This window comes from Blautia sp. AF19-13LB (assembly GCF_003479105.1).
Classification (GTDB): Bacteria; Bacillota; Clostridia; order Lachnospirales; family Lachnospiraceae; genus Fusicatenibacter; species Fusicatenibacter saccharivorans.
The window spans coordinates 18,677-43,713 of sequence record NZ_QUGO01000011.1 but is presented as its reverse complement, the minus strand read 5'-3'; the positions used below and the strand labels follow the sequence as shown (position 1 = coordinate 43,713).

General features: G+C 46.3%; 22 protein-coding genes and 1 riboswitch. Of the genes, 5 read left to right on the top strand and 17 right to left on the bottom strand.

What is annotated here, in order from left to right; translation table 11 throughout:
* The first annotated feature begins 74 nt into the window (after window positions 1-74).
* The gene (locus DWX32_RS12525) at window positions 75-1,703 is read left to right on the top strand and encodes a hypothetical protein (RefSeq protein ID WP_147398495.1); all 1,629 of its coding nucleotides are present in this window, start codon (window positions 75-77) and stop codon (window positions 1,701-1,703) included.
* Between the two features lie 50 nt (window positions 1,704-1,753).
* On the opposite strand, the gene DWX32_RS12520 is transcribed toward DWX32_RS12525, so the two are convergent.
* A complete protein-coding gene (locus DWX32_RS12520; RefSeq protein WP_147341993.1) occupies window positions 1,754-3,097 on the bottom strand; it encodes a hypothetical protein in 1,344 nt (447 codons plus the stop codon).
* Window positions 3,098-3,218: 121 nt separating this feature from the next.
* Between DWX32_RS12520 and DWX32_RS12515 the strand changes: the two genes are divergently transcribed.
* From DWX32_RS12515 to DWX32_RS12500, 4 genes are all read left to right on the top strand, one after another.
* Window positions 3,219-3,821: a hypothetical protein gene (locus DWX32_RS12515; RefSeq protein ID WP_118660241.1), complete on the top strand. Its 603-nt coding sequence runs from the start codon at window positions 3,219-3,221 to the stop codon at window positions 3,819-3,821.
* A gap of 346 nt (window positions 3,822-4,167) precedes the next feature.
* Window positions 4,168-4,362: a hypothetical protein gene (locus tag DWX32_RS12510; RefSeq protein WP_055220341.1), complete on the top strand. Its 195-nt coding sequence runs from the start codon at window positions 4,168-4,170 to the stop codon at window positions 4,360-4,362.
* A gap of 153 nt (window positions 4,363-4,515) precedes the next feature.
* On the top strand, window positions 4,516-5,232 hold the full coding sequence (locus DWX32_RS12505) for a histidine phosphatase family protein (RefSeq protein WP_118660239.1): 717 nt from the start codon (window positions 4,516-4,518) through the stop codon (window positions 5,230-5,232).
* A gap of 25 nt (window positions 5,233-5,257) precedes the next feature.
* Window positions 5,258-6,502, top strand: a complete 1,245-nt coding sequence (locus DWX32_RS12500) for an aminopeptidase (protein ID WP_118660289.1) — start codon at window positions 5,258-5,260, stop codon at window positions 6,500-6,502.
* 115 nt (window positions 6,503-6,617) lie between these two features.
* Here DWX32_RS12500 and DWX32_RS12495 read toward each other — a convergent pair whose 3' ends face one another.
* From DWX32_RS12495 to DWX32_RS12420, 16 genes are all read right to left on the bottom strand, one after another.
* Window positions 6,618-7,985: an MATE family efflux transporter gene (locus DWX32_RS12495; protein WP_118660237.1), complete on the bottom strand. Its 1,368-nt coding sequence runs from the start codon at window positions 7,983-7,985 to the stop codon at window positions 6,618-6,620.
* A gap of 162 nt (window positions 7,986-8,147) precedes the next feature.
* Entirely contained in the window at window positions 8,148-8,993 is an 846-nt protein-coding gene (rsmI, locus tag DWX32_RS12490; RefSeq protein WP_055226013.1) for a 16S rRNA (cytidine(1402)-2'-O)-methyltransferase, read from the bottom strand.
* 4 nt (window positions 8,994-8,997) lie between these two features.
* Window positions 8,998-9,681: a tRNA1(Val) (adenine(37)-N6)-methyltransferase gene (locus tag DWX32_RS12485; RefSeq protein ID WP_055226320.1), complete on the bottom strand. Its 684-nt coding sequence runs from the start codon at window positions 9,679-9,681 to the stop codon at window positions 8,998-9,000.
* Window positions 9,682-9,850: 169 nt separating this feature from the next.
* The gene (locus DWX32_RS12480) at window positions 9,851-10,753 is read right to left on the bottom strand and encodes a PSP1 domain-containing protein (RefSeq protein ID WP_055226011.1); all 903 of its coding nucleotides are present in this window, start codon (window positions 10,751-10,753) and stop codon (window positions 9,851-9,853) included.
* Between the two features lie 4 nt (window positions 10,754-10,757).
* Window positions 10,758-11,747, bottom strand: coding sequence for a DNA polymerase III subunit delta' (gene holB / locus DWX32_RS12475; protein ID WP_022461270.1), 990 nt, complete (start codon window positions 11,745-11,747; stop codon window positions 10,758-10,760).
* Between the two features lie 54 nt (window positions 11,748-11,801).
* A complete protein-coding gene (locus DWX32_RS12470; RefSeq protein WP_118640825.1) occupies window positions 11,802-12,398 on the bottom strand; it encodes a guanylate kinase in 597 nt (198 codons plus the stop codon).
* A gap of 27 nt (window positions 12,399-12,425) precedes the next feature.
* On the bottom strand, window positions 12,426-13,115 hold the full coding sequence (locus DWX32_RS12465) for a response regulator transcription factor (RefSeq protein ID WP_022461272.1): 690 nt from the start codon (window positions 13,113-13,115) through the stop codon (window positions 12,426-12,428).
* Window positions 13,112-14,605: a sensor histidine kinase gene (locus tag DWX32_RS12460; protein ID WP_118660287.1), complete on the bottom strand. Its 1,494-nt coding sequence runs from the start codon at window positions 14,603-14,605 to the stop codon at window positions 13,112-13,114. Before DWX32_RS12460 ends, DWX32_RS12465 begins: the two co-directional genes overlap by 4 nt.
* Window positions 14,606-14,780: 175 nt before the next feature.
* Window positions 14,781-15,968, bottom strand: a complete 1,188-nt coding sequence (gene metK, locus DWX32_RS12455; protein ID WP_055267252.1) for a methionine adenosyltransferase — start codon at window positions 15,966-15,968, stop codon at window positions 14,781-14,783.
* Between the two features lie 126 nt (window positions 15,969-16,094).
* Window positions 16,095-16,207, bottom strand: a riboswitch (SAM riboswitch).
* Between the two features lie 222 nt (window positions 16,208-16,429).
* Window positions 16,430-18,058: a phosphoenolpyruvate--protein phosphotransferase gene (gene ptsP, locus DWX32_RS12450; RefSeq protein WP_118660235.1), complete on the bottom strand. Its 1,629-nt coding sequence runs from the start codon at window positions 18,056-18,058 to the stop codon at window positions 16,430-16,432.
* Window positions 18,059-18,081: 23 nt separating this feature from the next.
* The gene (locus tag DWX32_RS12445; protein ID WP_055267256.1) at window positions 18,082-18,339 is read right to left on the bottom strand and encodes an HPr family phosphocarrier protein; all 258 of its coding nucleotides are present in this window, start codon (window positions 18,337-18,339) and stop codon (window positions 18,082-18,084) included.
* Between the two features lie 4 nt (window positions 18,340-18,343).
* Window positions 18,344-19,180 carry a PRD domain-containing protein gene (locus tag DWX32_RS12440; protein WP_022461277.1) on the bottom strand — a complete coding sequence of 279 codons (837 nt, stop codon included), beginning with the start codon at window positions 19,178-19,180 and terminating at the stop codon, window positions 18,344-18,346.
* A gap of 27 nt (window positions 19,181-19,207) precedes the next feature.
* Window positions 19,208-21,370: a PTS transporter subunit IIABC gene (locus tag DWX32_RS12435; RefSeq protein ID WP_055267260.1), complete on the bottom strand. Its 2,163-nt coding sequence runs from the start codon at window positions 21,368-21,370 to the stop codon at window positions 19,208-19,210.
* 366 nt (window positions 21,371-21,736) lie between these two features.
* On the bottom strand, window positions 21,737-23,026 hold the full coding sequence (locus DWX32_RS12430; RefSeq protein WP_117801788.1) for a UDP-N-acetylglucosamine 1-carboxyvinyltransferase: 1,290 nt from the start codon (window positions 23,024-23,026) through the stop codon (window positions 21,737-21,739).
* Between the two features lie 337 nt (window positions 23,027-23,363).
* Window positions 23,364-23,867, bottom strand: coding sequence for a shikimate kinase (locus DWX32_RS12425; RefSeq protein ID WP_117801787.1), 504 nt, complete (start codon window positions 23,865-23,867; stop codon window positions 23,364-23,366).
* A 52-nt stretch (window positions 23,868-23,919) separates the two neighbouring features.
* The gene (locus DWX32_RS12420) at window positions 23,920-24,939 is read right to left on the bottom strand and encodes a sugar kinase (RefSeq protein WP_117510686.1); all 1,020 of its coding nucleotides are present in this window, start codon (window positions 24,937-24,939) and stop codon (window positions 23,920-23,922) included.
* Window positions 24,940-25,037: the final 98 nt, after the last annotated feature.

Genomic DNA, 25,037 nt, shown 5'->3' with positions numbered 1-25,037 from the left:
TAGAATTTCTGGAAAAAGAAGAAATCATCTTTCTTCTCCTGGTTGAGCACGGACGCCGCAAAGGCGGAACTTCTGTGCAAAAGACAAATGAACGAACGGAAATTTCCAAATATACAAAAGAAGAACAGGCAAAAATGGTAAATGCTTTTAATCAAAAACTTGATACTTACGAAGCGTGGAACTCTCTGTTTGTCGGACCAACGACAAGTATGTTTGGAAATCATGTGTATGAATCCTATATGGACTATATGTATTCCTGGGATCACTTGGGCGACAGAATTTTTCTGTCCAATTATTATGAACGTCAATTATATTCTGTGCAATCCGATACCCATGTTACAGTAAAAAGCAATCAGGAAGGATATGATTCTATCTATGAGCTGGCGCAGGCAAAGGTAACAGACCATACCTTAGAAGGTATCTGCTGGAATTTTTTCCCGAAGCTCCTGTTTTCCAAGGGAGATCGCGCGGGTGCGCCGTACCATGATGTCTATCATCGTCTGGAAATTCTGACAGATACAGAATATCTGCTTGTTCCGGCGCTGCTTTCACTCAAAGAAAAATATGAAATTACAGCAGTCGCCGGAAATCTGGATTGCCCGCAGATGCATTCTCATGCAATGACACTGAAAGCAGCAGTACAACAAGCTATTTTTAAAAATATCTTTGGAAATCTCTTTCCGGAAAATGGATTTTTGCTACAGAAAGCCCCAAAGAAAATGCTGCTTTCTGCTCAAAAACAGGCAGAGGAATTTTCTGTTGCGTCTATGAATGCCCGAAAATATCCCGAGCTCCTGATGCAGGCAGCTGCAAAAGAAAATTTTCATTGTACAGCCTTTCAGATTCTGCAATTTTCCAACAATCCATATCTGTCGGCCTTTGATAAAACAGATCTTTTCAGAAGATGCATGGCCATCAGTAATCAATCAGAAGAACCGGGAATCTGGAAAGAAACCTATCAGAATCTGCTCCGGGTAATGATCTGCAAAATAACTTTGGAGGAATCTCAGTTCAGCGATCCGGAGAGCATCAAAGAATTACAGGATTTTACAGAACACCAGCAAGAAAAGCTGGAACAGGAAATGCAGTTAAAAATCCCAAAAGAAAAAACTGCTGAAATTTTATTGATGAATGAACTGAAATGTATGCTGGCATGCATTTCCGTCGTAACAGCAGAAAAAATACAGGGACACAAATGCACCGAATTGGCCGAGAAGAGCTGGCGTCTGGCAGAAAGTATCGAATATATATGGAATGCAGAAATTCTAAATCCACAAATCAGAGAAACTGTGTCCAAAGCATTCATCCGCATTTGTATCGGATGTGGATCTATGTATCTTCAGAATGTACAGGAAGAACATATAAATCCCGAGCAGATCCAGGAAGCAGCGGAAGAAATCTCATTACTTCTGTATCATTACAGCGATCTTTTGCTTCCGGAAGAAATGCCGGTCTATCAAATCCCTATCTATCAAACGCTCCAAATTGCAAATATGAGACTGGAGCGAAAGGAAAATGCATTGTACTATGCCCAAAAAGGAGTTGTATTGTGTGATCTGTTTTCTGCTGGTCAGAATGCGCAATTAAATGGTCTCATTCAGGATTCAAAAAACATGTTTCAGCAATATATCAATCAAAATGTACCTGCTGCATCCCGCCCGGCAAAAAAGAAGGGGCTTTTCTCCCGGCTCTTCCAGAGATAGCAGGAGAAAAGCTGTCCCGAAAGAATCCTTTATTTTCCTGGAAGCGCGGTTTATAAGGTGCCTCCATATTCCACAATCATGTTTCGAATAATATCCAGCGTCTCCTCCTGTGACCATGCCATGTTTCCATTCTCCAGAAACTGGCAAAATTCATATAGTTTTTGTGAGAAGCCGGATTCTTTTAAAATATAATATTGCAATCCATGACTTGTATTGTTCCAAAATGCAATTCCATTATGAACATTAGAGCTACATACAATGGAGATGTGTTTCGGCAGCTGGACGAAATTTTCTTTTACACAAATGCAGGAATGAGGTGTGTGCAGCATATATTGATAATAACTTTTCAACAGCCACAGGCGCATCGCAGGATCAAGAGGCTTATAAAGCATATCCGGATAGCCTGCAATGCGTCCCTGCTCCATTAATTGTCGTAAGCCAGATATACAGAAAATATGTACCATACTTTCCGTTTCCATGTGCCGGATCCGCTGAAAGAGAGAAGATAAAAGCTGTTCTTTTTCCACTCCATCCAGGATGATCTGCTGTTTCAGTACATTTAACGGAATCAGATGCAGAAGACATGGTGAATATTCAATATAATAGTTATGCGTTACATAGCCTTCATTCATCATAACATTGACATCTTTTACATAAGCATTTAAATCAGAGCAAAACAACATTTCCTTTGCTATTTTTCTTTCCTGAATAAAGGAATTCTTCAGTAATTGTATTTGTTGCGCATCTCTGAGAATAATTCCTTTCGCCGTATGAAAATTGATTCCAATTGCAATATGGTCTGTGATCAGCCAGTTGGGAAGTAAGCCTGCTTTTTTCGCCTCGGACTCAGCAGAAGAAACGTAATAATAAAATGGTTTGTAGTTTTCATAGTTCATTGCCGGTTTCAGACTGCATATTTTCCGAAGGTTATCCAGTGTATTTTCCGTTGTCTGATTCTGCAGCAAAGGAAAAAGATGCTCTAATCTGCGATAGGGCACTTCATGAATAATCTGAACAAGATATCGTAAATGTTCCAGTGAAATTTCCGGAGTACATAAGCAAATCGTGGAATCGGAAGCATTTATCATTGCTTTTCGAATACACGCATAAATTGCAAAGATATTGTCCAGCGTCATATCCGTATCCGGAATTCCTGAAACACTTGGAGAAACAGAGACTTGAGGAAATTCAACCACATCCTGCTGGATAATACGGATCAGTTCTTCCATACATTGCCACTGGCTCTTTCCCATTTTTTCCTGGCGATAAAGGAACAGGAGATCTGCTCTTGTATTTCTGGTGCATTCCATCGCATCAAGAAGACAGGTCAGGCGCTCTTCTTCTTTTGGAATACGTTTTCCTTTACTCATTTTAGAAATGTAATCCAGCTGCATACCACTGGCCTCAGACAGATAATATAAAGTTTTTCCTGTATTTTTTATTTCCTTTTCAAGCCTTTGTGAAAAATCGCTCATGTAGTATCAAAGTTCCTTTCCGGACAACAGCAAATATCCGATGGCTTGGGCAGAATGCTGTTTTCCTGTCGACATTGATCTAATTATACAGGAAAAAGCCAAAATACGCAAAATTTTTCACACAAATTCATCTGCTTTTTCTGCAAAAAAGCTTTATATCATTTATAACATTACGAAGGAGAAAACTAATATGCTTTTCATCGCTATCCTAATCTTAATTTTTTTGATGTATCGATTTTTTACCTTTCGTGCCGAAATGGTTTTTACTATGTCCTTAATTGCCCCGATCATGATCGTAATCGGTGCCTGCTATTTACCTGGAAAATATCATGAAGCCGGAATTTTTCTTCTGGTTATCGGTGCATTTATGCTGGCCGTTGTTCTGCTTATCTGCCGCCTCACTGCACGGGGTGTTGAAAAAGGACTGCGGCTGGAGTATTACAAAAACCTGATTATTTATGGCGCCCTCAAATTTTTACAGAACCTTTCTAAAGCGACGATTGTTTTTAGCTTTCTGGCCGCTTCACTAGGTGCCTTCTCTATGGACTACAAAGAAAGACTGGATACCAAAGGAAGAAAAATTTATGTAGATGATAACCTGCGTGACCCGGAAGGCAACCAGTATGAAGAAGTAGAAAAGTAAAAAAAGCAGGCACGAATCACCTTTTTCGGGAATCGTGCCTGTTTTTTTACGTATGCATCAATTTCAAAAATTCATTCTCCGGCATTTCAACACCAAGTAGTGTCTTCATCATCTGAAGAAATACATCATCGGTTTCTTTTTGAGCGTTCAGACAGACCATGATGACCGACAGTTTATCATCCTCTTTCCTCTTGCTGCATTACTTTTTGTTTCCCCTTACGCTGTTTTTACTATAGCATATTTTTCTCCTGTTTGCACCTACCTACAGGACTGCTACTAGCTACTCTCTCAAGATGCAGCGTATCAAAAAGGGAGCTTCCGCTTCACAAATTTTTATTCGTTAAAAGTGTATCATTGTGAAACGCTCGTTGCGTCCGCCAGAGGAAGCCTGTGGATCTGCCCGGAAGAAGTCTCCTGTGACTATTTTGACTGGTGCGAGGGAAAACTTTCCGCGATCAACCAGTACCATGGTGAATACATGGCGCAGTACAACTGGGCTGAGTTTACCAACGGGGAGCTGAACTGGGGGAGAGGCCGATAAGAAATTCACACAAATCTGACTATTTATGATATACTGAATGAAATGATCTTAGTTCTGAATTCTTTTATGCTCCGGCACAGATCTTTCGGGACGAAATTTTACTTTTCTATGTCGAAATCCACCATTTTTTCGACATACGAAGAAAGGAACGTTATGAAAATTATTTTTATCCGCCACGGTGAACCAAATTATGAAATTGATTCTCTGACCGAAAAAGGCTGGCGCGAGGCCGAGCTGCTTTCGAAACGCACAGCAAAATGGAATGTCACCGATTTTTACTGTTCTCCGCTTGGCCGTGCGAAAGATACGGCTTCTTTTACACTGAAAAATGCAGGCCGCGAAGCCGAAATTCTTCCATGGCTGCGGGAATTTGATGCACCTGTCATTGACCCGGAAACGGGAAAACGCCGGATTCCATGGGATTTTCTACCGGATGTGCTCGATGCAAACCGTGATCTCTATGACCAGGATCTCTGGACGAAAAATCCGATTATGCAGACCGGAAACATGGACGAGAATTACCATTTTGTGACCGACGGACTCGATGCACTGCTTGCGCGCTACGGCTATGTACGCGACGGTTACCGCTATCACGCTTCGGATGAAACAAACCGCGAAGCCGTCATCGTCTGCTTCTGCCATCTCGGCGTCACCTGTGTGGCACTGTCGCATCTGCTGAATATGACGCCGGTACAGCTCTGGCAGGGCATGTTCCTGGCGCCGACTTCCGTCACAATCGTCGGAAGCGAGGAACGCAAGCCGGGTGAAGTGTACTTCCGCTGCCAGACCGTCGGCGATGTCCATCATCTGCTTTCCGCGGGCGAACCGGTTTCGTACTATGGAGCCTTTAATGATCCATTTCAGTTTTAAAAATCACAAAAAGGAGTCTTTTATCATGAATGAAGCAAAATTTCAGGCAAAATTAAGAGAATATGCAAAGCTGATCGTAAAAATCGGCGCAAATGTACAGAAAGGACAGCGTGTCCGCCTCCAGGCCGGCGTCGATCAGGTTCTGCTTACCCAGATGGTGACAGAGGAGTGCTATCAGGCGGGCGCAAGCTATGTGGAAGTGATCTGGGAATGCGGTGAGATCAACAAAATGCATTATCAGTATGCCACCGCAGAAACGCTTGGCGCGGTTCCGCACTGGGAAGAAGAGCGTTTCAAACAGATGACGGTTGATCTGCCGGTTCGCATTTTCATCGACTCCTCCGATCCGGACGAGCTCGCCGGCATTCCTGCGGACCTGCTCTCCACCGTTCGTCAGATGCGTGGAAAAGTCATTAAAAAATACCGTGACCAGCTCGATGGAAAGCATCAGTGGCTGATCGTTGCCGCCGCTTCTCCAAAATGGGCAGAAAAAGTATTCCCGGGCGAGCCGGAGGATATTGCTGTTGAAAAACTGTGGGATGCTATTTTCGACTGTGTTTACTTAAAAGACGGCGAAGATGCAGAAAAGATCTGGCAGGCACACTGCGACCTCATGACCCAGAAAGCCAGCTGGCTGAATGAGCAGGCATTCCACAAGCTGCATTACACCAGCAAAAACGGTACGGATTTCACCGTTGAGCTGATTCCGGGCGCAAAATGGAGCGGCGCCGGTGATATCAACCATACGAACAACACCTTCTATGTTCCAAACATGCCGACCGAAGAAGTCTTCACCAGCCCGATGAGAGGAAAATGTGAAGGCCGTCTCGTTTCCACAAAACCTTTAAGCTGGTCGGGACAGATCATCAACAACTTTACCGTTGATTTCAAGGATGGAAAAGTCGTTGACTGCCACGCAGAGCAGGGCGAAGAGGTTTTGAAAAAAATGTTCGCCATGGACGCCGGTGCTGCAATGCTCGGCGAGGTTGCACTCGTTCCGAAAGAATCTCCGATTAACCAGTCCGGGCTGATGTTCTTTAATACCCTTTTCGATGAAAACGCATGCTGCCACGTTGCCGCTGGCGCCGGTTTCCCTGAGGTGCTCGATGGATTTCTGGAGATGAGCAACGAGGAAATTCTGAAAAAAGGTGTGAATGATTCTCTGATCCACGTTGACTTTATGGTTGGATCGGATGACCTGCACATCGTAGGTATCCGCGAAGATGGAAGCGAAACCGATATTTTTGTAAATGGTACCTGGGCAGAGTAAATCTGCTGTTTTTCGCAATAGAAGCAGGGGACTTCCTTTATTTAGTCAAAAAAAACAGACCCGGGGCAATCTACCGTTTTTTGTAGACTGCCCCGGGTTCTGTTTTTGAAAAAAATCAGTTTCCAGACTTCCCTTTTCTCATATAAGGATTTCGATACAGCGAAATCACAAGTTCTACTGCCATGAAGCACCAGATGATCGGTTCGCACCAGATCACGGCACTGTAGTGGTAGCGCGGGATAAACACCATCGCAAAAATAATTTTTCCGAAAAGCTCAATAAAACTCGACAGCAGCGGAAGAATCTTTTCTCCGAGCGCCTGCAGTGCAAGGCGGCTGCAGTTGACAAGGCCAAGTGCAAAGAAGAACGGAATGGCTACACGAAGGTAGCGGGCTCCGTTTCCGAGGACGGTCGGATCGGAAGAACCGGAGATCAGATGAACCATCGTCGGTGCAAGCGGAGTGACAAGGAGAATCAGGCATGCGGTCACGCTGAAGCAGAAAATATAAGCATAGCGAATGCCTTTCCGCACGCGCTCCCAGTTGTCCGCGCCGCGGTTCTGTGCCACATACGTGTTGACTGCCTGTGCCATCGAGGAAAGCGGCATCATCGAGAAGGAAAACAGCTTTCTCGCAGCCGTGTGTCCCGCAATTGTTTCATAGCCAAGGCTGTTGATGCCCGGCTGCAGGACAATCGAACCGACATAGATAATACTGCTCATAAATCCCATCGAAAATCCCTGTGCCAGAAGCTCCATGTACAGTCCGCGATCCGGTTCAAAATGACGTTTTTCCGGAAGCAGAATTTTTGCTTTGGTAACAATATAAATCAGGCAGAGCACGACGGAAATTCCCTGCGCAATCACGGTTGCAATTGCAGCACCGCGAACGCCCATACCGAAAGAACGGATAAACAGCAAATCCAGTACAATGTTTACCAACGATGAAATAATCAGGAAAACAAGCGGCATAAAGCTGTTTCCGATTGCTCCCAACAGACCGGAGCACAGATTGTAGGCAAACATGACAAACAGAAAAACGGATAGAATTGAAATATAACTGTAGGATTCTTCGAGGATTTCTGCCGGTGTTTTCAGCAGCCGCAGCAGCGGATGCATGAAAATCGTTGCAAGAACGGTGACCACCAGTGTAACGGTAATGCCAATAACGATACAGGATGCAACCGATTTTTTCATCCGTTCCGTCTCCTGCCTTCCAAAGCATCGCGCCGTGACGATCGCGAGCCCGTTTCCGACGCCGAACGTAAATCCGGTCATCATTTCATAGATCGACGAGCAGGCACCCATGGCTGCAATCGACGAATCGCCGAGTGTATGGCCGACAATCAGTGTGTCCATCGTATTGTAAATCTGCTGAAATACACGGGATGCCATGATCGGAAGTGCAAAAAGAAGCAGAGATTTCAGAATCGAGCCGTGAAGCAGATCAACCCGGGAACTCCGCTGGGTTTGTGACTGTGACATAAAAAATTTCCTCCCTCAAAAATACTTCATTGTTCCTATTATAACAGACGGGAGTAACTACCGGACAAGGAATATCTCCAAATCTGTAAAACAAATACAATAACACAAAATTTTACAGATTTTCATACTTCTTCCTCTCTTTCCTTCTCTTAGAGCGTGTCGTTATTCTTTTCCCAGTAAATACTGATAAATATCTCTCTTCGTTACGCCACGGTCTTTTGCCACAAGCTTCATCGCCTCTTTCCGCGCAATCCCCTGGTCTTCATACCGTTTCATATGTTCCTCAATCGAAATTTCCTCAAACGCAGCCTTCGCCTCGTCCTCGATTTCTTTCTGGCTTCTGCCTTCGATCACAAGAACGCATTCGCCCTTCGGATCTTCCTGCTCGTAGCGGGTAATGGCATCTTCTATTGTGGTCTGCCATGCTGTCTCATGCTTTTTCGTCAGTTCCCGACACAGTGTCAGGCGGCGGTTGCCAAGGATTTCCAGCAGTTCCCGCAGCGTTTTCAGCAGATGATGCGGCGCCTCGTACACGATCATGGTTCGTGTCTCGTTTTTCAGCCGCTCCAGCGCCAGTTTATGTTCTTTTTTATCCGGCGGAAGAAACGCTTCAAACACAAATCTTCTCGTCGAAAGTCCCGACAGCGTCAGTGCCGTTACACACGCACACGCCCCCGGCAGACTCGTCACTTCGATTCCGGCTTCGTATGCCATTTTCACCAGCTCCTCCCCCGGGTCTGAGATTCCCGGTGTTCCGGCATCGGTGATAAGGGCAATGTTCGTTCCCGCCAGCAGCTTCTGCACCAGCTCGCGGCCCTTGTCGTATTTGTTGTATTCATGGTAACTCGTCATCGGCGTATGAATCTCAAAATGGTTCAGCAGCTTAATGCTGTTTCTCGTATCCTCCGCCGCGATCAGATCGACCTCCTGCAGAATGCGGATTGCACGGAAGGTCATGTCCTCCAGATTTCCAATTGGTGTTGCACACAAATATAATTTTCCTGCCATGTTCTTATCTCCCGTCTCCATATAATTCCCGGATGTCCTTTGTATACACGCCCGGCGTCTCATACACAATCAGCGGTTTCTCCACGGTAATTCTCGGATTCCCGCCTTTCATCGCCTCGATCAGCACCATGTTCGGCTCCTTGTCCACAAACGGATAAACGAGCTGCATCCTTTTTGGTTCCAGATGATATTTTTTCAGCGTCGAAAAAATCTCCGCCAGCCGGAACGGCCGGTGCACCAGATAGAACCGTCCTTTCGTCTTTAAAACCGCCGATGCCTCTTTCGCAATATCATCAAACGAGCACAGCACCTCATGCCGCGCAATCGTCTTCGCCTCAAGCGCATTCGTCAGCCCGTGCTGCCCCGTCATGTACGGCGGATTGCACGTTACCACATCAAACACTTCTTTTCCAAACTGCTGCGATGCCGTTTTCACATCTCCCTGGAAAATCTCAACATCATTTTCCAGATGATTGTACCGCACACTCCGCTGTGCCATCTCGGCACTGTACTCCTGAATTTCCAGCCCGGAAAAATGCTCTCCGTTTGTCTTCGCCTTCAGCAGAATCGGCACAATTCCCGATCCCGTGCAGAAATCCATCGCCCGCTCCCCGCGCTTCACCTTCGCGTAGGATGCCAGCAGCACCGCGTCAATGCCATAGCAGAAAAGGGATGGATTCTGTATCATCCAGTAACCGTTCTGCAGATCATCGAGCCGCTCACCCGGCTTCAAAAATTCTTCTTTTCTATCCAATGAAAATCCCTCCTCCTGCTGACCGCCCAGCGCCGCATCACACAAAAAGAAGCGTCAGTTTTACCCGGCGCTTACTTTTTTCAAAATGCATTCCAAATCAATCTTATTCCGGCTGTTTTGCCTCTTCCGAAGAAGCCTGCTCCCCGGAGCTGTTTCTGTCTTTTTTCTTCTCTTTGCCTTTTTCCTTCTTATGCTTCGGCTTGAACTTGAGCTCTTCCACCGGGCACTCCCGCATTTCCTTCTCATCGTTCACATCCACCAGCACTTTTACGAGCTGACGAAGCACATTCACACCGGAAACCTCACCTTTCATGCCGTCCGGCAGCGTTACGATATCGCCGACACCCGGCAGCTTGCGGTTCAGGTATTCATAGGTTTCCTGCTCGTTTTTCAGGCAACACATCAGTCGTCCGCAGACACCCGAAATCTTCGTCGGGTTCAGGGACAGGTTCTGCTCTTTTGCCATCTTGATCGAAACCGGTGCAAACTCGGACAGATACGTATGGCAGCAAAGCGGTCTGCCGCAGATGCCGATTCCGCCGAGGATCTTTGTCTCATCGCGGACACCGATCTGGCGAAGCTCGATTCTCGTCTTAAAGACAGCCGCCAGATCCTTTACCAGCTCACGGAAATCAATTCTTCCGTCGGCGGTAAAGTAAAACAGCATCTTGTTATTGTCAAACGTATACTCTGCATCGATCAGCTTCATCTCCAGGTTGTGCGCCCGGATCTTCTTCTGGCAGATTTCAAACGCTTCTTTTTCTTTCTTGCGGTTGCTCTCCTCCCGCGCATCATCCTTCGGCGTTGCAATGCGGATGACTTCTTTCAACGGCTGGATCACCTTGGAATCGTCAACTTCTTTTGGCCCCAGCACAACGAAACCATACTCTACGCCGCGCGCCGTCTCAACGATAACGTGGTCGCCCACGCAGATGTCCAGCTCTCTCGGCGAGAAATAATATACTTTTCCTACGTTTCGAAAACGTACTCCTATAATTGTTATCATGCTATCAGTTTTCCTTCATTGTCAGGAACATAAGCTCCATGGTTAAATCAAAATTAACATTCGCGTTCAGGCGGGCTCTCGCCTTCTGAATCGCCTCTATAATCTTCTCCAGGCCTTCGTATGAGCTCTTATTTGCTCTCTCACGGATTCCATTCAGCTCCTGCTTGAACACAAGGGAATCGACCTCTTTTGTCGCCTTAAAGAGCAGAACATCGCGGAACCATAAAGAAAAGATATCGAAGTAATCATCAATATTGTCTTTTTCGGCCGTCAGTTTTTTGATCGTCTCCACGATTTCATACAGCGGCATACTGTCGGCGTACTTTGCCATGCGGAGTGCACTTTCCAGCGTCTCCTCGTATTCCGGAGAACGGGCAATCCGCTCTGCTTTTCCGATATTTCCCTGCGCCAGGGACGCATCAACCTCTGCCTGGTAATCCGGCACATGCATTTCGTTCATCAGATAATCTTTCACAAGCTGGTCTCCCACTGGTTTTAAATTTAACTGCACGCAGCGTGACGAAATCGTCGGAAGCAGCGCATCCGGGTTGTCTGCCAGAAGCATGACAACTGCGTAGGCCGGCGGCTCCTCGATCGTCTTCAGCAGCGCGTTCTGCGCCTGAAGTGTCAGCTTCTGCGCCTCGTCGATGATATAAATCTTGTACGGACTGCTGTACGGCTTGATCATCACATCGTTAATGAGCTGCTCGCGGATTTCATCGATGCTGATGGTGTTCGGCTTTTCATGCTTCACATAAATGATATCCGGATGATTCTGGCTCTGTGCCTTTTTACAGGACGGGCATTCCATACAGGGCTCGACCCCGTGCTTCTCGCACTGAAGCGTCATCGCAAACAGTGAAGCCATCATTTTCTTTCCCGATCCACTCTCTCCGCCAAAAAGATAAGCATGAGATACTTTATTCATCGAAATGGCATTCTGTAAATGCGTTATGATTTCCTGATGTCCTACAACCTTCTGAAAACCCTGCATAAAATCACCCCCTGGAGTTCTTTTGTATTTCTTACTAATACTGCATTAAGTATATCACAACTTTTTCTGTTGTTCCACAAAATTCTGAATTTCGGAAAAACAGTCTTCCGGCGTAGAATTATTGGAAAATCTGCGGACAATTCCAGCTTCCGCAATTTTCTCCTCCGTAAAATCCTCACAGTCCGCCAGGAATCTCCGGCACATCTCCGCGTATTTCGGCTCTGTCTGTTTTCTTTCCCGTTCCAGTGCCCGCGAAAGCCGCAGCCCGTCGTCCACCTCGACATACAGCGGAACCATCGCCTGCTCCCCGAAGTATGCCTTTAATTTCAGATACGATTCCAGTGTCCCGATTCCGAGATAATCATGCTTCACAAGATCAATCTGCCCGTCATCCGCCGTAAAATAATACCACGGCCCCTGCACCGTCGAATACATGCGCTCCTCGATAATCTTTCCGGCCTCCCGCAGTTCCGAAAGCCGTTTTTCATCCACAAAGAAATACTCTCTTCCGTCCTGCTCCCCGCTCCGGATCGGCCGTGTTGTATACAGGACAAACGGTTTTAAATCCAGCGCCGTCTCCTGGATCAGATGCTCATAAATATGATCTTTCCCTGACGCACTTTTTCCCATCAGATAGTAAATTTTTCCCATTTTATCTCTCCCCGAAACACAGATTCTTTATGCCTTAAACCGATATCCAACGCCCCAGATCGTCTCGATATATTGCGGCTTTGCCGTATTAAACTCTATTTTTTCACGGATCTTCTTGATATGCACCGTAACCGTCGCAATATCTCCGATGGACTCCATATCCCAGATCTCACGGAACAGCTCTTCTTTCGTGAAAACGCGGTTCGGATTCTCCGCAAGGAAGGTCAGCAGATCGAACTCTTTCGTTGTAAACTGCTTCTCCTCTCCGTTCACCCACACGCGGCGTGCCGTTTTGTCAATCTTGATGCCGCGGATCTCCACAACATCATTCTCTTTCTTGCCGTTTCCGACCAGACGGTCGTACCGTGCCAGATGCGCTTTCACGCGTGCAACCAGCTCACTCGGAGAAAATGGCTTCGTCATATAATCATCCGCACCAAGGCCGAGTCCGCGGATTTTGTCGATATCATCCTTCTTTGCCGAAACCATGATAATCGGAATATCTTTCTTCTCACGCACCTCACGGCAGATCTCAAAGCCATCCACCTCCGGCAGCATCAGATCCAGAATCAACAGATCAAAATCCTCTTTGACCGCCCGCACAAGACCGGTGTCTCCCTGGTTTTCAATCTCTACCTCAAAGCCCGAAAGTTCTAAATAATCCTTCTCCAGATCCGCAATGGATTCCTCATCCTCAACAATCAGTATCTTACTCATGAAACAGGTACCTCCTGATATTTTCTTAATACAAAGTACATCGTGGTGCCCACGCCTTCTTTGCTGGTGGCCCACACTTTTCCGCCGTGGTCTTCGAGAATCTTCTTCACGATGGAAAGACCGATGCCGCTGCCGCCCCTCGTGCTGTTGCGGGACGTGTCGGTGCGGTAGAAACGGTCGAAAATCTTCGTCAGATCCTTCGTCGCAATTCCCTTTCCGTTGTCCTCAATCTCCACCTGCACAAAATCTCCGACATCACGCAGACGGATGTTGATGACCTTATGGCTCTTATCCATATATTTGATGGAATTGCTTACAATGTTATTGATGACACGCTTGATCTGCTCCGCATCCGCGATGACGATCGGGTCGTCCTCGAGATAATTAAAGTATGTCAGATCCACATGCTGCGCGTCAAGCTCCAGATTCAGTTCCTCCACGCAGTCATCAAAATAATCCGCAATGTGAATCTTGGAAAACGTATACGGAATGCGGTTCGTGTCAATCTTGGAATAAAACGTCAGCTCATTGATCAGACGGTCCATCTCATTCGCTTTGTTGTAAATGGTGCGGATGTAGCGGTCCATCTTCTCCGGCGTATTTGCCACACCGTCCATGATTCCCTCGACATAACCCTTGACCGCGGTAATCGGTGTTTTCAGATCATGCGAAATGTTACTGATCAGCTCTTTATTCTCTTTGTCAAACTCGACTTTTTCCTCCGCCGTCTCTTTCAGCCGGATACGCATCTCCTCAAAGTCCTCGCAGAGGTCATTAATCTCCGCCACGCCGCACGGTTCAACAGTGAAATCCAGATTTCCGTCTTTGATATTCTGTGTCGCCTTTTTCAGCTGCTCGAGCGGTCCGATCACACCGCGGTAAATCCAGAAGCTCAGGCCCAGACTGGTGAGCACCAGAATCAGCACAATCACGATGCCTAGCTCTTTTACCATGCCCGTAATCTGCGGCGCAATCTGGTCTGTCTTGGTGACGATAAACGCACTGCATTCTTTTCCGTCCGAGTTCTCATAGTCCACCTGTTTGACCATCCACTGTTTTTCATTGCGGAAATAAACGCCGCCCTTCAAATTGGCCCCCGGGTCACCGTATTTCGGCAGCTCATTTTCCAGCTCCTCCGACGACAGCTCCTCCGAGCCATTGTAAATGATAACACCATCCTCGCGCACCGCGATAAACGACTGTTTTTTCTGCAGTCTTGCATTCAGAACAGAGAGATAATTCGTTTCTTCCAGCTTTGCCGTATCCGATTTCGCGGTATCCTCTACTTCGTCGTACTCTTCTGATGTCATCGCATTCAGCAGCAGGGTGTTGTTCGAAATCGTCCGGTATGTTGCGTTCGCAAGACCGTATTTTTCACCGATAATCTTTGCTTTATACCCTACAAAAAAGTAAAACGTCAAGGCACACATCACGATCGGAACCAGTATGATGATGAAAAAAGAAATGATTACTCTCGTCCTTAATTTCATGCTTTTCTTCTTTTTTTCCATATAAGATCCACCTGTTTTCCAACACATATTTCGTACTTTTGCGCACAAAAAATCCCCAGTACGCAGTCTAAATTTATTATAGCACAACGCCTGAGGATTTTTCATTAACTTAGATGAATCTTTCTAAACTTTCTATAAACAGAAAAGCCTGAAATTAGAGGTATTTCTTCAGGTCTTCTACTTTATCCAGTTTCTCCCACGGCAGATCCAGATCGTTTCTTCCGAAGTGGCCGTAAGCGGAAGTCTGTTTGTAGATCGGACGGCGCAGATCCAGCATTTTGATGATTCCAGCCGGACGAAGGTCGAAGTTCTCACGAACGATATCGGTCAGTTTGTTGTCGGACAGTTTTCCTGTGCCGTAGCTGTCGATCATGATAGAGGTCGGATGAGCGACACCGATTGCGTAGGAAAGCTGGACCTCGCATTTGTCGGCAAGACCTGCTGCTACGATATTCTTTGCTACGTAACGTGCTGCATAAGCTGCAGAACGGTCTACCTTTGTACAGTCTTTTCCGGAGAAAGCTCCGCCGCCGTGACGAGCGTATCCGCCGTAGGTGTCTACGATGATCTTACGTCCGGTGAGGCCGGAATCTCCGTGAGGTCCGCCGATTACAAAACGGCCGGTCGGGTTGATGAAGAACTTGGTGTGCTCATCTACCATGTCTGCCGGAATGATTTCGTCGAATACGTATTTTTTGATATCCTCATGAATCTGCTCCTGGGATACTTCCGGATCATGCTGAGTGGAAAGAACAACCGCATCAAGACGGAACGGTTTGCCGTTCTCATCGTACTCTACGGTTACCTGTGTTTTTCCGTCCGGACGCAGGTATGTTAAAGTACCGTCTTTGCGGACTTTGGTCAGCTGGCGAGCCAGTTTGTGTGCCATGTAGATCGGGTATGGCATGTACTCTTCGGTCTCGTTGGTTGCGAATCCGAACATCATTCCCTGATCTCCTGCTCCAATGGCATCGATCTCCTCATCGCTCATATTGTTCTCTTTTGCTTCGAGCGCTTTGTCTACACCCATAGCGATATCGGTGGACTGTTTGTCAATTGCAGTTACAACAGCGCAGGTATCTGCGTCAAATCCGTATTTTGCACGGTCGTAGCCGATTTCGCGAACGGTATCACGTACAACCTGCTGGAAATCAATGTGTGCGTTGGATGTAATCTCACCCATTACCATAACGTATCCTGTTGTAGTACAGGTTTCGCAAGCTACACGGCTCATCGGATCCTGTTCAAGCAGCGCATCCAGAATCGCGTCAGAAATGGCATCACAGATTTTGTCCGGATGTCCTTCGGTTACAGACTCAGAAGTAAACAGTCTTTTTTCCATTCTTTTTCTCCTTTTTTTCTTCTCTTCTCTTTTGCTTTTCGTTCGTGGGCTTTGGCTTTCCCTGAACATTTTTTCGTAAAAAAAGATCCGCAATTTTTAGCGGACCCGAATAGTAATGTTCAAATCCCCTTATTGTTCGAAAATTTCGCTCAGGCTGGCACCTTCCCGTACAGACTATTCTGTCTGGGGGTTGCCGTGGTTTCACAGATCCTATGTATCTCCACCACTCTGAATAAGAGAAAAGCAACTGAATTTTTGATTTTGTTTTTTGCTACTCTGATACACTATCGCAAAATACGCCATTCGTCAAGAGGAAATAAAAGGATTTGAGACATTTTCTTACTGTTGTCCCAAACATCCTTTCTTTTTTTCTGATTTTTCGGCTGTATCTTCTGTTATTTGTGAACAGATAAGAAAACTCTCCAAAACAGAGAGTTTTCTTATCTGCTGTATCGTTTCTTCTACTCTTCTGCTTTCATCTCGCGGACAATCTTCCGCAGCTTCAGAATCATGGACGGAGCAACAGAAAGCTCATCCACTCCCATTCGTACAAACTGCTCCGTCAATGTCAGATCTGCACCGAGCTCCCCGCAGATTCCTGCCCATTTTCCGCATTTGTGTGCATTTTCCACCACCATGCGAATCATCCGAAGAACGGCTTCATGGTGTGGATTGTAGAAATCATCCAGCTGCTCATTCTGACGATCAATCGCCAGGGTATACTGCGTCAGGTCATTCGTTCCGATGCTGAAGAAATCCACCATTTCCGCCAGACGGTCGCTGATCATCACGGCTGCCGGTGTCTCGATCATAATGCCCTGCTCCGGAATTTTATACTGCACTTCCTGTGCTTTCAGCTCTTCCTCTACCTCTGCAACAATTGCGTAGATTTTTTCTACCTCTTCTGTTGATGTGATCATCGGATACATGACAGAAAGGTTTCCGTAAACGGCTGCGCGGAACAATGCGCGAAGCTGCGCTTTAAAAATTTCCGGCTGTTTCAGACAAATCCGGATTGCACGGTACCCAAGCGCCGGATTTTCTTCTTTTCCAAGATTAAAGTATTCTACCTGCTTATCTGCCCCGATATCCAGCGTACGGATAATCACTTTTTTGCCTGCCATGGTCTGCACGGCCTGTTTATATGCCTGAAACTGTTCTTCCTCCGTTGGGAAATCATTTCTTCCAAGATAGAGGAATTCGCTTCGGAAAAGTCCAATTCCACCGGCATCATTTTCCATCACATAGCCAAGGTCACCAACACTGCCGATATTTGCATAGATGTTGATCTTACGGCCATCCGGCGTAATATTTTCTTTTCCTTTCAACTCCTCAAGAAGCTTCTGTTTTTCTGCTTCTTCCTGCATTCTTTTTTCGGTTTCCTTCCGCACATCCTCCTCCGGCTCAAAGATAACCTGACCTGAAAAACCGTCTACAACGGCCGTCATGCCTGTTTTCAGACCGTTTAAATCCATCGGGACGCCGATTAATGCCGGAATATTCATCATTCGCGCAAGAATCGCAGTATGAGAATTGGTAGATCCATGCACAGTCACAAACGCAAGTATTTTTTCTTTGTCCATCTGTACAGTTTCACTCGGACTTAAATCGTCTGCCACTATAACAGATGGTTCCATAGAACTCAGGTCGTTATCTCCCTCGCCGCTTAAATTGCGGACCAGACGTTCGGAAATATCTTTTACATCTGCGGAACGAGCCTTCATATATTCATCATCCATAGCTGCAAACATCTCTGCAAAATTATCGCCGGTTGCTGCCGCTGCATATTCTGCATTTACCAGTTCTGTCCGGATCATGTTCTCCATTGATTCCAGATAGTCCTCATCCTCCAGCATCATCTGATGGACTTCAAAGATCGCCGCACTTGCCTCTCCAACTTCCCGGACTGCCTTGTCATACAGTCTGCCAAGCTGTTTTTTCGAAACCCCCACGGCTTCTTTCACACGTTTTACTTCTGCTTCCGGATCTTCAATCCGGGCTCTTTTAACCTGGTAATCATTTTTCTTCAGAACCGCAACCGGTCCCATAACAATTCCTTTATATACGGATTTCCCCTGAAAATACTGCATTTTTTATCCTCCGAGCGTACTTTTTACAGATTTGCTTCGAAAAACGCTTTCAGCGTCTCAATCGCTGCATCTTCGTCCTCTCCGTTTGCTGCAACGGTTACGGTATCTCCCTGCTTTACGCCAAGTGACATCAGCATCATCAGCTGAGTCAGTTTTTTCGTTTTTCCATCTTTTGTGATGGTGCATTCCGATGCAAAATTTTTTGCTTCCTTTACCAGCATTCCTGCCGGTCTTGCGTGGATTCCCAGTTCATCTTTAATGGTATATTCAAATGTTTTCATGCTTTTATTCTCCTTCTTCTCTGTCCATAATCCGTTCTATGTGCATAGCGAGATATCCAATTTCGATCTCCTCCATCGGAAGTTTCAGCCTCTTTTCCATCTCCTCACAGATTCGTTTCGCCGCCTGAAAGGCTTTCGGAAACTTTACGGACATGTAGTCATTCATATTTACTTTCAGTTTTTCCCCACTGACCGCTCTTGCAACCATATAGCGGATATGGTTCATCATACGGTTATACGACAACGACATCACATCGATGGTATGCCCGGTGATATGCTCCACCAAAGAAATGCTCTCCCGGACTGCTCTTGCTACTTCCATGGCCTGTGAAACATTTTCCTCCACAATTGCCGAATGAACATGAAGTGCAAGATAGCCGATTTCATGTTCATCAATTTCGATCTGAAGCCGTTCTTTTAAAAGCTCCCTGATACAGGAAGCAACTTTATACTCTTTGTAAAACATCACACGGATATCGTCGGTGAGCGGATTGCTGATCTGCTCACCGTTCTGAATCCGCCGGACAGCAAAATCCAGATGATCTGCCATTGGAAAGACGATGGAACGGTCAATTTTTCCAAATTCCTTTTCTGCCTCGTCAAGCACGGCACTCGCCAGCTCCAGGCTGAGCGGAGAAACGCCCTGTACAATGGTTCTGGCATTTCCTCGCTCCGTCATCTCTGTCAGGGAATAAATGCGGGCATCGTCTCCCGGCTGTACACGCTGTCCCGTTTTTTTCCCAAATGCAATTCCTTTCCCCATGACCAGATATTCCCGGTTATTTTCTTCTTCCACACCAATAAATGAATTGTGGTTCAGTGTTTTTGCTATCCTGTACATTCTTCTCACCCGTTTTTAAGGCACAGCTTACGCGAGAATCTCAATCGCAAATAAAGGATCTCCTGCTTTTACCGGTCCGTCTGCCAAAAGACGGATTCTCTGGTTCTCCTCCAGCTCTGTGCAAAGAACCGGTGACGTAACCGACGGCGCATGTGTTTTCAGATATTCCAGATCCAGCTTCAGCATCGGATCACCTTTTTTCACGGTCTGACCGCTTTCTACCAGTGCCTCAAATCCCTCTCCGTTCAGTTTTACTGTATCAATTCCGACATGAATCAGAAGGCTGACTCCGGAATCGGTTACAAATCCAATCGCATGTTTTGTGTCAAAAACAAACGCGACTTCTCCGTCCTCCGGAGCACGCACATAAGGATCTTCCGGTGTCACAACAGCGCCGTCTCCCATCATCTTTTCCGCAAACGCTTCATCCGGCGCAGTAGAAAGGTCGGCTGCCAGTCCGCTTATCGGGCTGCAGACAGTAATCGTATCCACAACCTTCTGTTCTTTTGTTTCCTGCGTCGGTTCCGCCTCTTTTGGGGTTGGTGTATTTTCTGCTTCCGCATACGTATTCGGAGCTTTTTCCAGATAATCCTCTAAATTTGATTTTATCACAGTTACATTCGGTCCGTAAATAACCTGTACACCATTTCCTTTATGCACAACGCCAGATGCCCCTGTCGCCTTTAAAATACCATCGCTGACTCTCGCTGCATCATGAACAGTACAGCGCAGTCTTGTTGCACAGCAGTCCACATCCGAAATATTTTTCTTTCCGCCAAGACCTTTTGTGATCGCTTCACTCATGGCATCTTCCGATGCCACCCCATCGTTCTGCGCTTCTTTTCTGGCATTTACATCTGCTTTCGTATAAAGCTTGGTTTCTACATCATCATCCTCACGGCCCGGTGTCTTAAAATCAAACTTTTTAATCATGAATTTGAAGATAAAATAATACAGGAAGAAATAAAGAATGCCGACCGGAATCACCCTCATCCAGCTTGTCTTTTCATTTCCCTGCAAAATACCGAACAGGAAGAAGTCCAGAAGTCCGCCGGAAAAGGTAAGACCCACTGCGATATTCAGGATGTGTGCGATCATATAAGCTGTTCCCGCAAGAATAACCTGCACGACAAACAACGCCGGCGCAACAAACAGGAACGAGAATTCCAGCGGTTCTGTGATACCGGTTGCCATACACGCAAGTGCTGCGGAAAGAAGCAGACCGCCTGCCGCTTTTTTCTTCTCCGGTTTCGCACAATGGTACATGGCAAGTGCTGCTCCCGGAAGTCCGAAAATCATAAAAATAAATTCTCCGGAGAAATATCTCGTTGCGTCTGCACTGAAATGTGCAACATTCGCAGAATCCGCAAGCTGTGCGAAGAAAATATTCTGTCCGCCCTGCACCATCTGTCCTGCCACTTCCATGGTACCTCCGACTGCTGTCTGCCAGAAAGGCATATAGAATACGTGATGCAGACCAAATGGAATCAGTGCCCGTTTAATCAGACCGAAAATCAGCGTTCCGACATAACCGGAGCCGGTTACCAGGCCACCCAGCGCATAAATACCGTTCTGTACAACCGGCCATACAAAATACATTAAAATTCCCACAAACATATAGACGATCGTAGAAATAATTGGTACAAAACGAGTACCTCCAAAGAAAGAAAGTGCATTCGGAAGCTGGATCCGGTAAAATCGATTATGAAGTGCTGCGACTCCAAGACCGACAATAATACCGCCAAACACACCCATCTGCAGCGACTGAATACCGCAGACAGAAGTGATGGTTCCTTCCAGAACGGATTCTGCAATTTCTCCGTTTTCCAGAATCTGACCCGTAATAGTCAGCATTGCGTTAATCGCTGTATTCATAACGAAATATGCAATAACGGCTGACAGGGCAGAAACCTCTTTTTCCTTCTTTGCCATACCAATTGCAACACCTACCGCAAAAATCAGAGGCAGGTTATCAAACACCGCACTTCCTACTTTGTTCATGATCACCAGCAGCGCATGAAGAATTGTGCCGTTGCCGAGCAAACTTGTCAGCCCGTACGTTTCAATTGTGGTTGCATTGGTAAATGAGCTTCCGATTCCCAGTAAAAGTCCGGCTACCGGAAGAATTGCGATCGGGAGCATAAAGCTTCTTCCCACTCGCTGCAGAACACTAAAAATTTTGTCCTTCATTTTTTTACTCCTTGTGTAGTTTATACTTTTTACAAGAAAAGTTTCTGCGGTTTTGCATCTTTTTAGCCGGTCTGTACTCTTTTTTCTAAAACAGAGCACAAAAAAGAGACACTAACCCACATAAACAATTCCTGTTATGTATAGTTAATGCCTCCAAAAATCGAGTTACACACTACAACTGTAGTTGAATATAGCACAGATAAATCTCTTTTGTCAAGTCAGTTCTTATTATTTGAAAGATAAAAATAATTCACAATAATAGTAGTAAAATTTAAGCCAATTTCTTCGCAATAAGGTAAAATAAAATAAAAGAACGGTACCTTTTATTGCACCGTCCTTTTTGTCAACATTTGTTTTATACTGTTTTCACGCTCTTAACCGGAATTTCTGGATATCCTTTGCATTATTCACGCGCTCAATTTCAGCGCCGAGTCCTCGGAGCTTTCCATCGAAATCCTCGTATCCGCGCAGAATATATACGATATCATCTACCACAGTAATTCCCTCTGCTGCAAGTCCTGCGATCACAAGTGCTGCACCTGCGCGAAGATCCGGTGCGGAAACCTCTGCTCCGGTAAATTTTTCTACGCCGTCAATGATCGCCGTGTTGCCTTCCACTTTAATACAGGCGCCCATACGTGCCAGCTCATCCGCATACTTAAAGCGATTTTCAAAAATACTCTCTGTTACAATACTCGTACCGTTTGCCAGTGCCAGTGTAACCGCGATCTGCGGCTGCATATCGGTCGGATAGCCCGGATACGGCTGTGTCTTTACGTGTGTTCTGCCCAGACGTTTGCTTGCGCTCACACGGATGGAATCGTCAAACTCTTCTACGTCGCAGCCAATCTCCTCGAGCTTTGCGGTTGTTGCTTCCAGATGCTTTGGAATCACGTTTTTAATCAGCACATCGCCCTTTGTGGCTGCTGCTGCAAACATATACGTACCTGCCTCGATCATATCCGGTACGACCGCATAGCTGGTTCCGTGCAGGGTATCGACACCCTTGATCCGGATCACGTCGGTTCCTGCTCCTTTGATGTTTGCTCCCATGCTGTTCAGGAAGTTCGCCACATCGACAACGTGCGGCTCTTTTGCTGCGTTCTCAATCGTTGTATTTCCTCTTGCCATCGAAGCTGCCATCATGATATTGATGGTGGCTCCAACAGAAACCATATCCAGGAAAATGTGGCTTCCATGCAGATCTGCCGCACTTGCCACGATTGCGCCGTGACGGATGCTTACCTCAGCGCCGAGTGCGCGGAATCCCTTTAAATGCTGGTCGATCGGACGGCTTCCAATGTTACATCCGCCCGGAAGCGGAACTTCCGCTCTTTTGTATTTTCCAAGCAGCGCGCCTAAAAGATAATAAGACGCACGGATTTTTTTGATATATTCATAGTCAACACTCAGATCACCGATAGTCGATGCATTGATCCGCACGGTATGACGGTCGATGCGGTCCACAGTAGCTCCGATCTCTGCAATTGCTTCCAAAAGTACATTAATATCGCTGACATCCGGCAGATTTTCGATCAGGACCGTTTCGTCGGTCATCGTTGCTGCCGTAAGAATTGCAAGCGCCGCGTTTTTTGCTCCCCCGATTTCCACTTCGCCCACAAGAGGATTTCCACCTCTGATGACATACTGTTCCATATATTCACCTCAAATTTTCTTTTTCATAACTTAACGAGTGTGTTTTATCCGAAATAACGATTCAAAGTCTGTTCTGCTGTTTTTTTTACACACTCTGGACTCACTGAAACGCACTGCTCCCCGCAGTAATTTTTCAGTCTCCCCTTATCTTAACTCAAATCTAATATTTTGTAAATCAATTTTAATATATTCCGTACTATTTCCGTTTTTTTCCACCGTTTCCGGTCAGGAATATTCAGAGAAACGTTATATGTAATTTCTAACTTTCAGAACATTTTCCTTATTATTACGTAATATTATGTTTTTGAAAATTCTCCGAATATTCCACCGTTCCTTCTTACATGCCAATCTGCTCGCGAAGTGCCAGAATCGTACCCTGGATATCCTTTCCGCTCTCATCGACCGTAATCTCGGCATACTGTTCATACAGTTTACTTCTCTCATCGTAAAGATCTTTGAGCGTCTGACCCTCTTTCAGCACAACGCCGCGTCCCTTCAGGTTTCCAAGACGCTTTGCCAGATCCTCATACGACAGCTTCAGGTAAACGATTATTCCAATCTCTTTAAAATGCTCCATCGCCTCTTTCCCGTAAATAGCGCTGCCGCCCGGTGCAATGACGCTTTCATCGGCTTCCAGAGTCGCATTGACCTCATTCTCAATCGCAAGAAAGCCTTCATTTCCCTCATCTGCAATAATCTCGCGCAGAAGACGTTTCTCCCGATGCTGAATCACAAGATCCGTATCAATAAACTCATACCCCAAAGCCTTTGCAAGGATAACGCCAACGCTGCTTTTGCCGGCTCCCGGCATTCCTATTAATATAATATTCCGTTTCTTCAAGTTTTATTCCTCCTGCTGTCCTGTATGTACTCTCGGAATCTTTTTGTTTCCTCTATCTCTGCAGATTTGTTCCGCCCTGCTTCATGATCTGCTCAATCTCTTTTTCGCTGACCACGTTGGCATCGTGCTGAATCATCAGCTTTAAGACGCTTGCAGAAATCGCAAAATCGATGGTTCTCTGCGGCGCAAAATCATGCGCCATCGCGTGAATCAGTCCTGCACCAAACGCATCACCGGCTCCGACTGCCTCAAAGCTGTGTACTTTGTGAACCGGGCTCTCATAGAATTTTCCGTCTTTCAGGTAAATTCCCATCCAGTCGCCGTCCTCCACGGTGTAGAGATTGCGCAGCACGCTCGCAACTGCTTTACAGTTCGGGAACTGTTTCTGAATTTCCAGCATGCCCTCTTTGTAAGACTCGATCTGTTCAATGCCGCGCGACATATCTCCATCATACGCCGGAATGCCAAGCGATGATTCAAAGTCCTCATCATTTGCAATGCAGACATCCACGTAAGACATCAGACGGCGCATGACGCGCTGTGCGTCCTTTGCTGACCACATTTTTCCGCGGTAGTTGAGATCACATACCACCTGGATTTTTTTCTCTTTGCAGAGCATAAGAGCGCTCTCCAGCGTCTTTTCGATCTCGCAGCTGATGGCCGGCGTGATACCGGAGAAATAAAAGAGATCCACGCCCTCGAGCAGTTTTTCCCAGTCAAACTCCTCCGCTTCTGCCATCGCGATCGCGCTGTAGGCGCGGTCATAAACCACGCTCGTCGGTCGGATGTTGGTTCCCTTTTCAAAATAGTAAATACCGACGCGGCCGCCGCCCCGCAGAACACGGGTCGTATCCACACCGAACCGGCGGATTTCATTGATGGCCGCCTGTCCGACCTGGTGCTCCGGCACTTTTGTCACGTAGGAAACATCGTTCCCGAGTGTTGCCAGAGAAACCGCGACGTTCGCCTCCGCGCCGCCGTAACTGGCTTCAAAGGTATCTGCCTGCAGTATTTTCAGATGCTCCGGTGTTTTTAAACGCAGCATCAGTTCTCCGAATGTAAGTATTTTCATGATAAAATCCCCTCCAGAAACATTTTGTTTTTCACCTCAATACCTTTTTATCTTACGCTGTTTTCTCCCCGGACGCAAGAAAAAAAGCGCAAAAAAGC

Excerpts from the sequence above, each read along its gene's own strand:
- DWX32_RS12520 (WP_147341993.1), bottom strand. The coding sequence starts at position 3,097 with ATGCAGCTGGATTACATTTCTAAAATGAGTAAAGGAAAACGTATTCCA.
- DWX32_RS12515 (WP_118660241.1), top strand. The coding sequence starts at position 3,219 with ATGGCTTGGGCAGAATGCTGTTTTCCTGTCGACATTGATCTAATTATA.
- DWX32_RS12505 (WP_118660239.1), top strand. The coding sequence starts at position 4,516 with ATGAAAATTATTTTTATCCGCCACGGTGAACCAAATTATGAAATTGAT.
- DWX32_RS12500 (WP_118660289.1), top strand. The coding sequence starts at position 5,258 with ATGAATGAAGCAAAATTTCAGGCAAAATTAAGAGAATATGCAAAGCTG.
- DWX32_RS12495 (WP_118660237.1), bottom strand. The coding sequence starts at position 7,985 with ATGTCACAGTCACAAACCCAGCGGAGTTCCCGGGTTGATCTGCTTCAC.
- rsmI (WP_055226013.1), bottom strand. The coding sequence starts at position 8,993 with ATGGCAGGAAAATTATATTTGTGTGCAACACCAATTGGAAATCTGGAG.
- DWX32_RS12485 (WP_055226320.1), bottom strand. The coding sequence starts at position 9,681 with ATGATACAGAATCCATCCCTTTTCTGCTATGGCATTGACGCGGTGCTG.
- DWX32_RS12480 (WP_055226011.1), bottom strand. The coding sequence starts at position 10,753 with ATGATAACAATTATAGGAGTACGTTTTCGAAACGTAGGAAAAGTATAT.
- holB (WP_022461270.1), bottom strand. The coding sequence starts at position 11,747 with ATGCAGGGTTTTCAGAAGGTTGTAGGACATCAGGAAATCATAACGCAT.
- DWX32_RS12470 (WP_118640825.1), bottom strand. The coding sequence starts at position 12,398 with ATGGGAAAAATTTACTATCTGATGGGAAAAAGTGCGTCAGGGAAAGAT.
- DWX32_RS12465 (WP_022461272.1), bottom strand. The coding sequence starts at position 13,115 with ATGAGTAAGATACTGATTGTTGAGGATGAGGAATCCATTGCGGATCTG.
- DWX32_RS12460 (WP_118660287.1), bottom strand. The coding sequence starts at position 14,605 with ATGAAATTAAGGACGAGAGTAATCATTTCTTTTTTCATCATCATACTG.
- metK (WP_055267252.1), bottom strand. The coding sequence starts at position 15,968 with ATGGAAAAAAGACTGTTTACTTCTGAGTCTGTAACCGAAGGACATCCG.
- ptsP (WP_118660235.1), bottom strand. The coding sequence starts at position 18,058 with ATGCAGTATTTTCAGGGGAAATCCGTATATAAAGGAATTGTTATGGGA.
- DWX32_RS12445 (WP_055267256.1), bottom strand. The coding sequence starts at position 18,339 with ATGAAAACATTTGAATATACCATTAAAGATGAACTGGGAATCCACGCA.
- DWX32_RS12440 (WP_022461277.1), bottom strand. The coding sequence starts at position 19,180 with ATGTACAGGATAGCAAAAACACTGAACCACAATTCATTTATTGGTGTG.
- DWX32_RS12435 (WP_055267260.1), bottom strand. The coding sequence starts at position 21,370 with ATGAAGGACAAAATTTTTAGTGTTCTGCAGCGAGTGGGAAGAAGCTTT.
- DWX32_RS12430 (WP_117801788.1), bottom strand. The coding sequence starts at position 23,026 with ATGGAACAGTATGTCATCAGAGGTGGAAATCCTCTTGTGGGCGAAGTG.
- DWX32_RS12420 (WP_117510686.1), bottom strand. The coding sequence starts at position 24,939 with ATGAAAATACTTACATTCGGAGAACTGATGCTGCGTTTAAAAACACCG.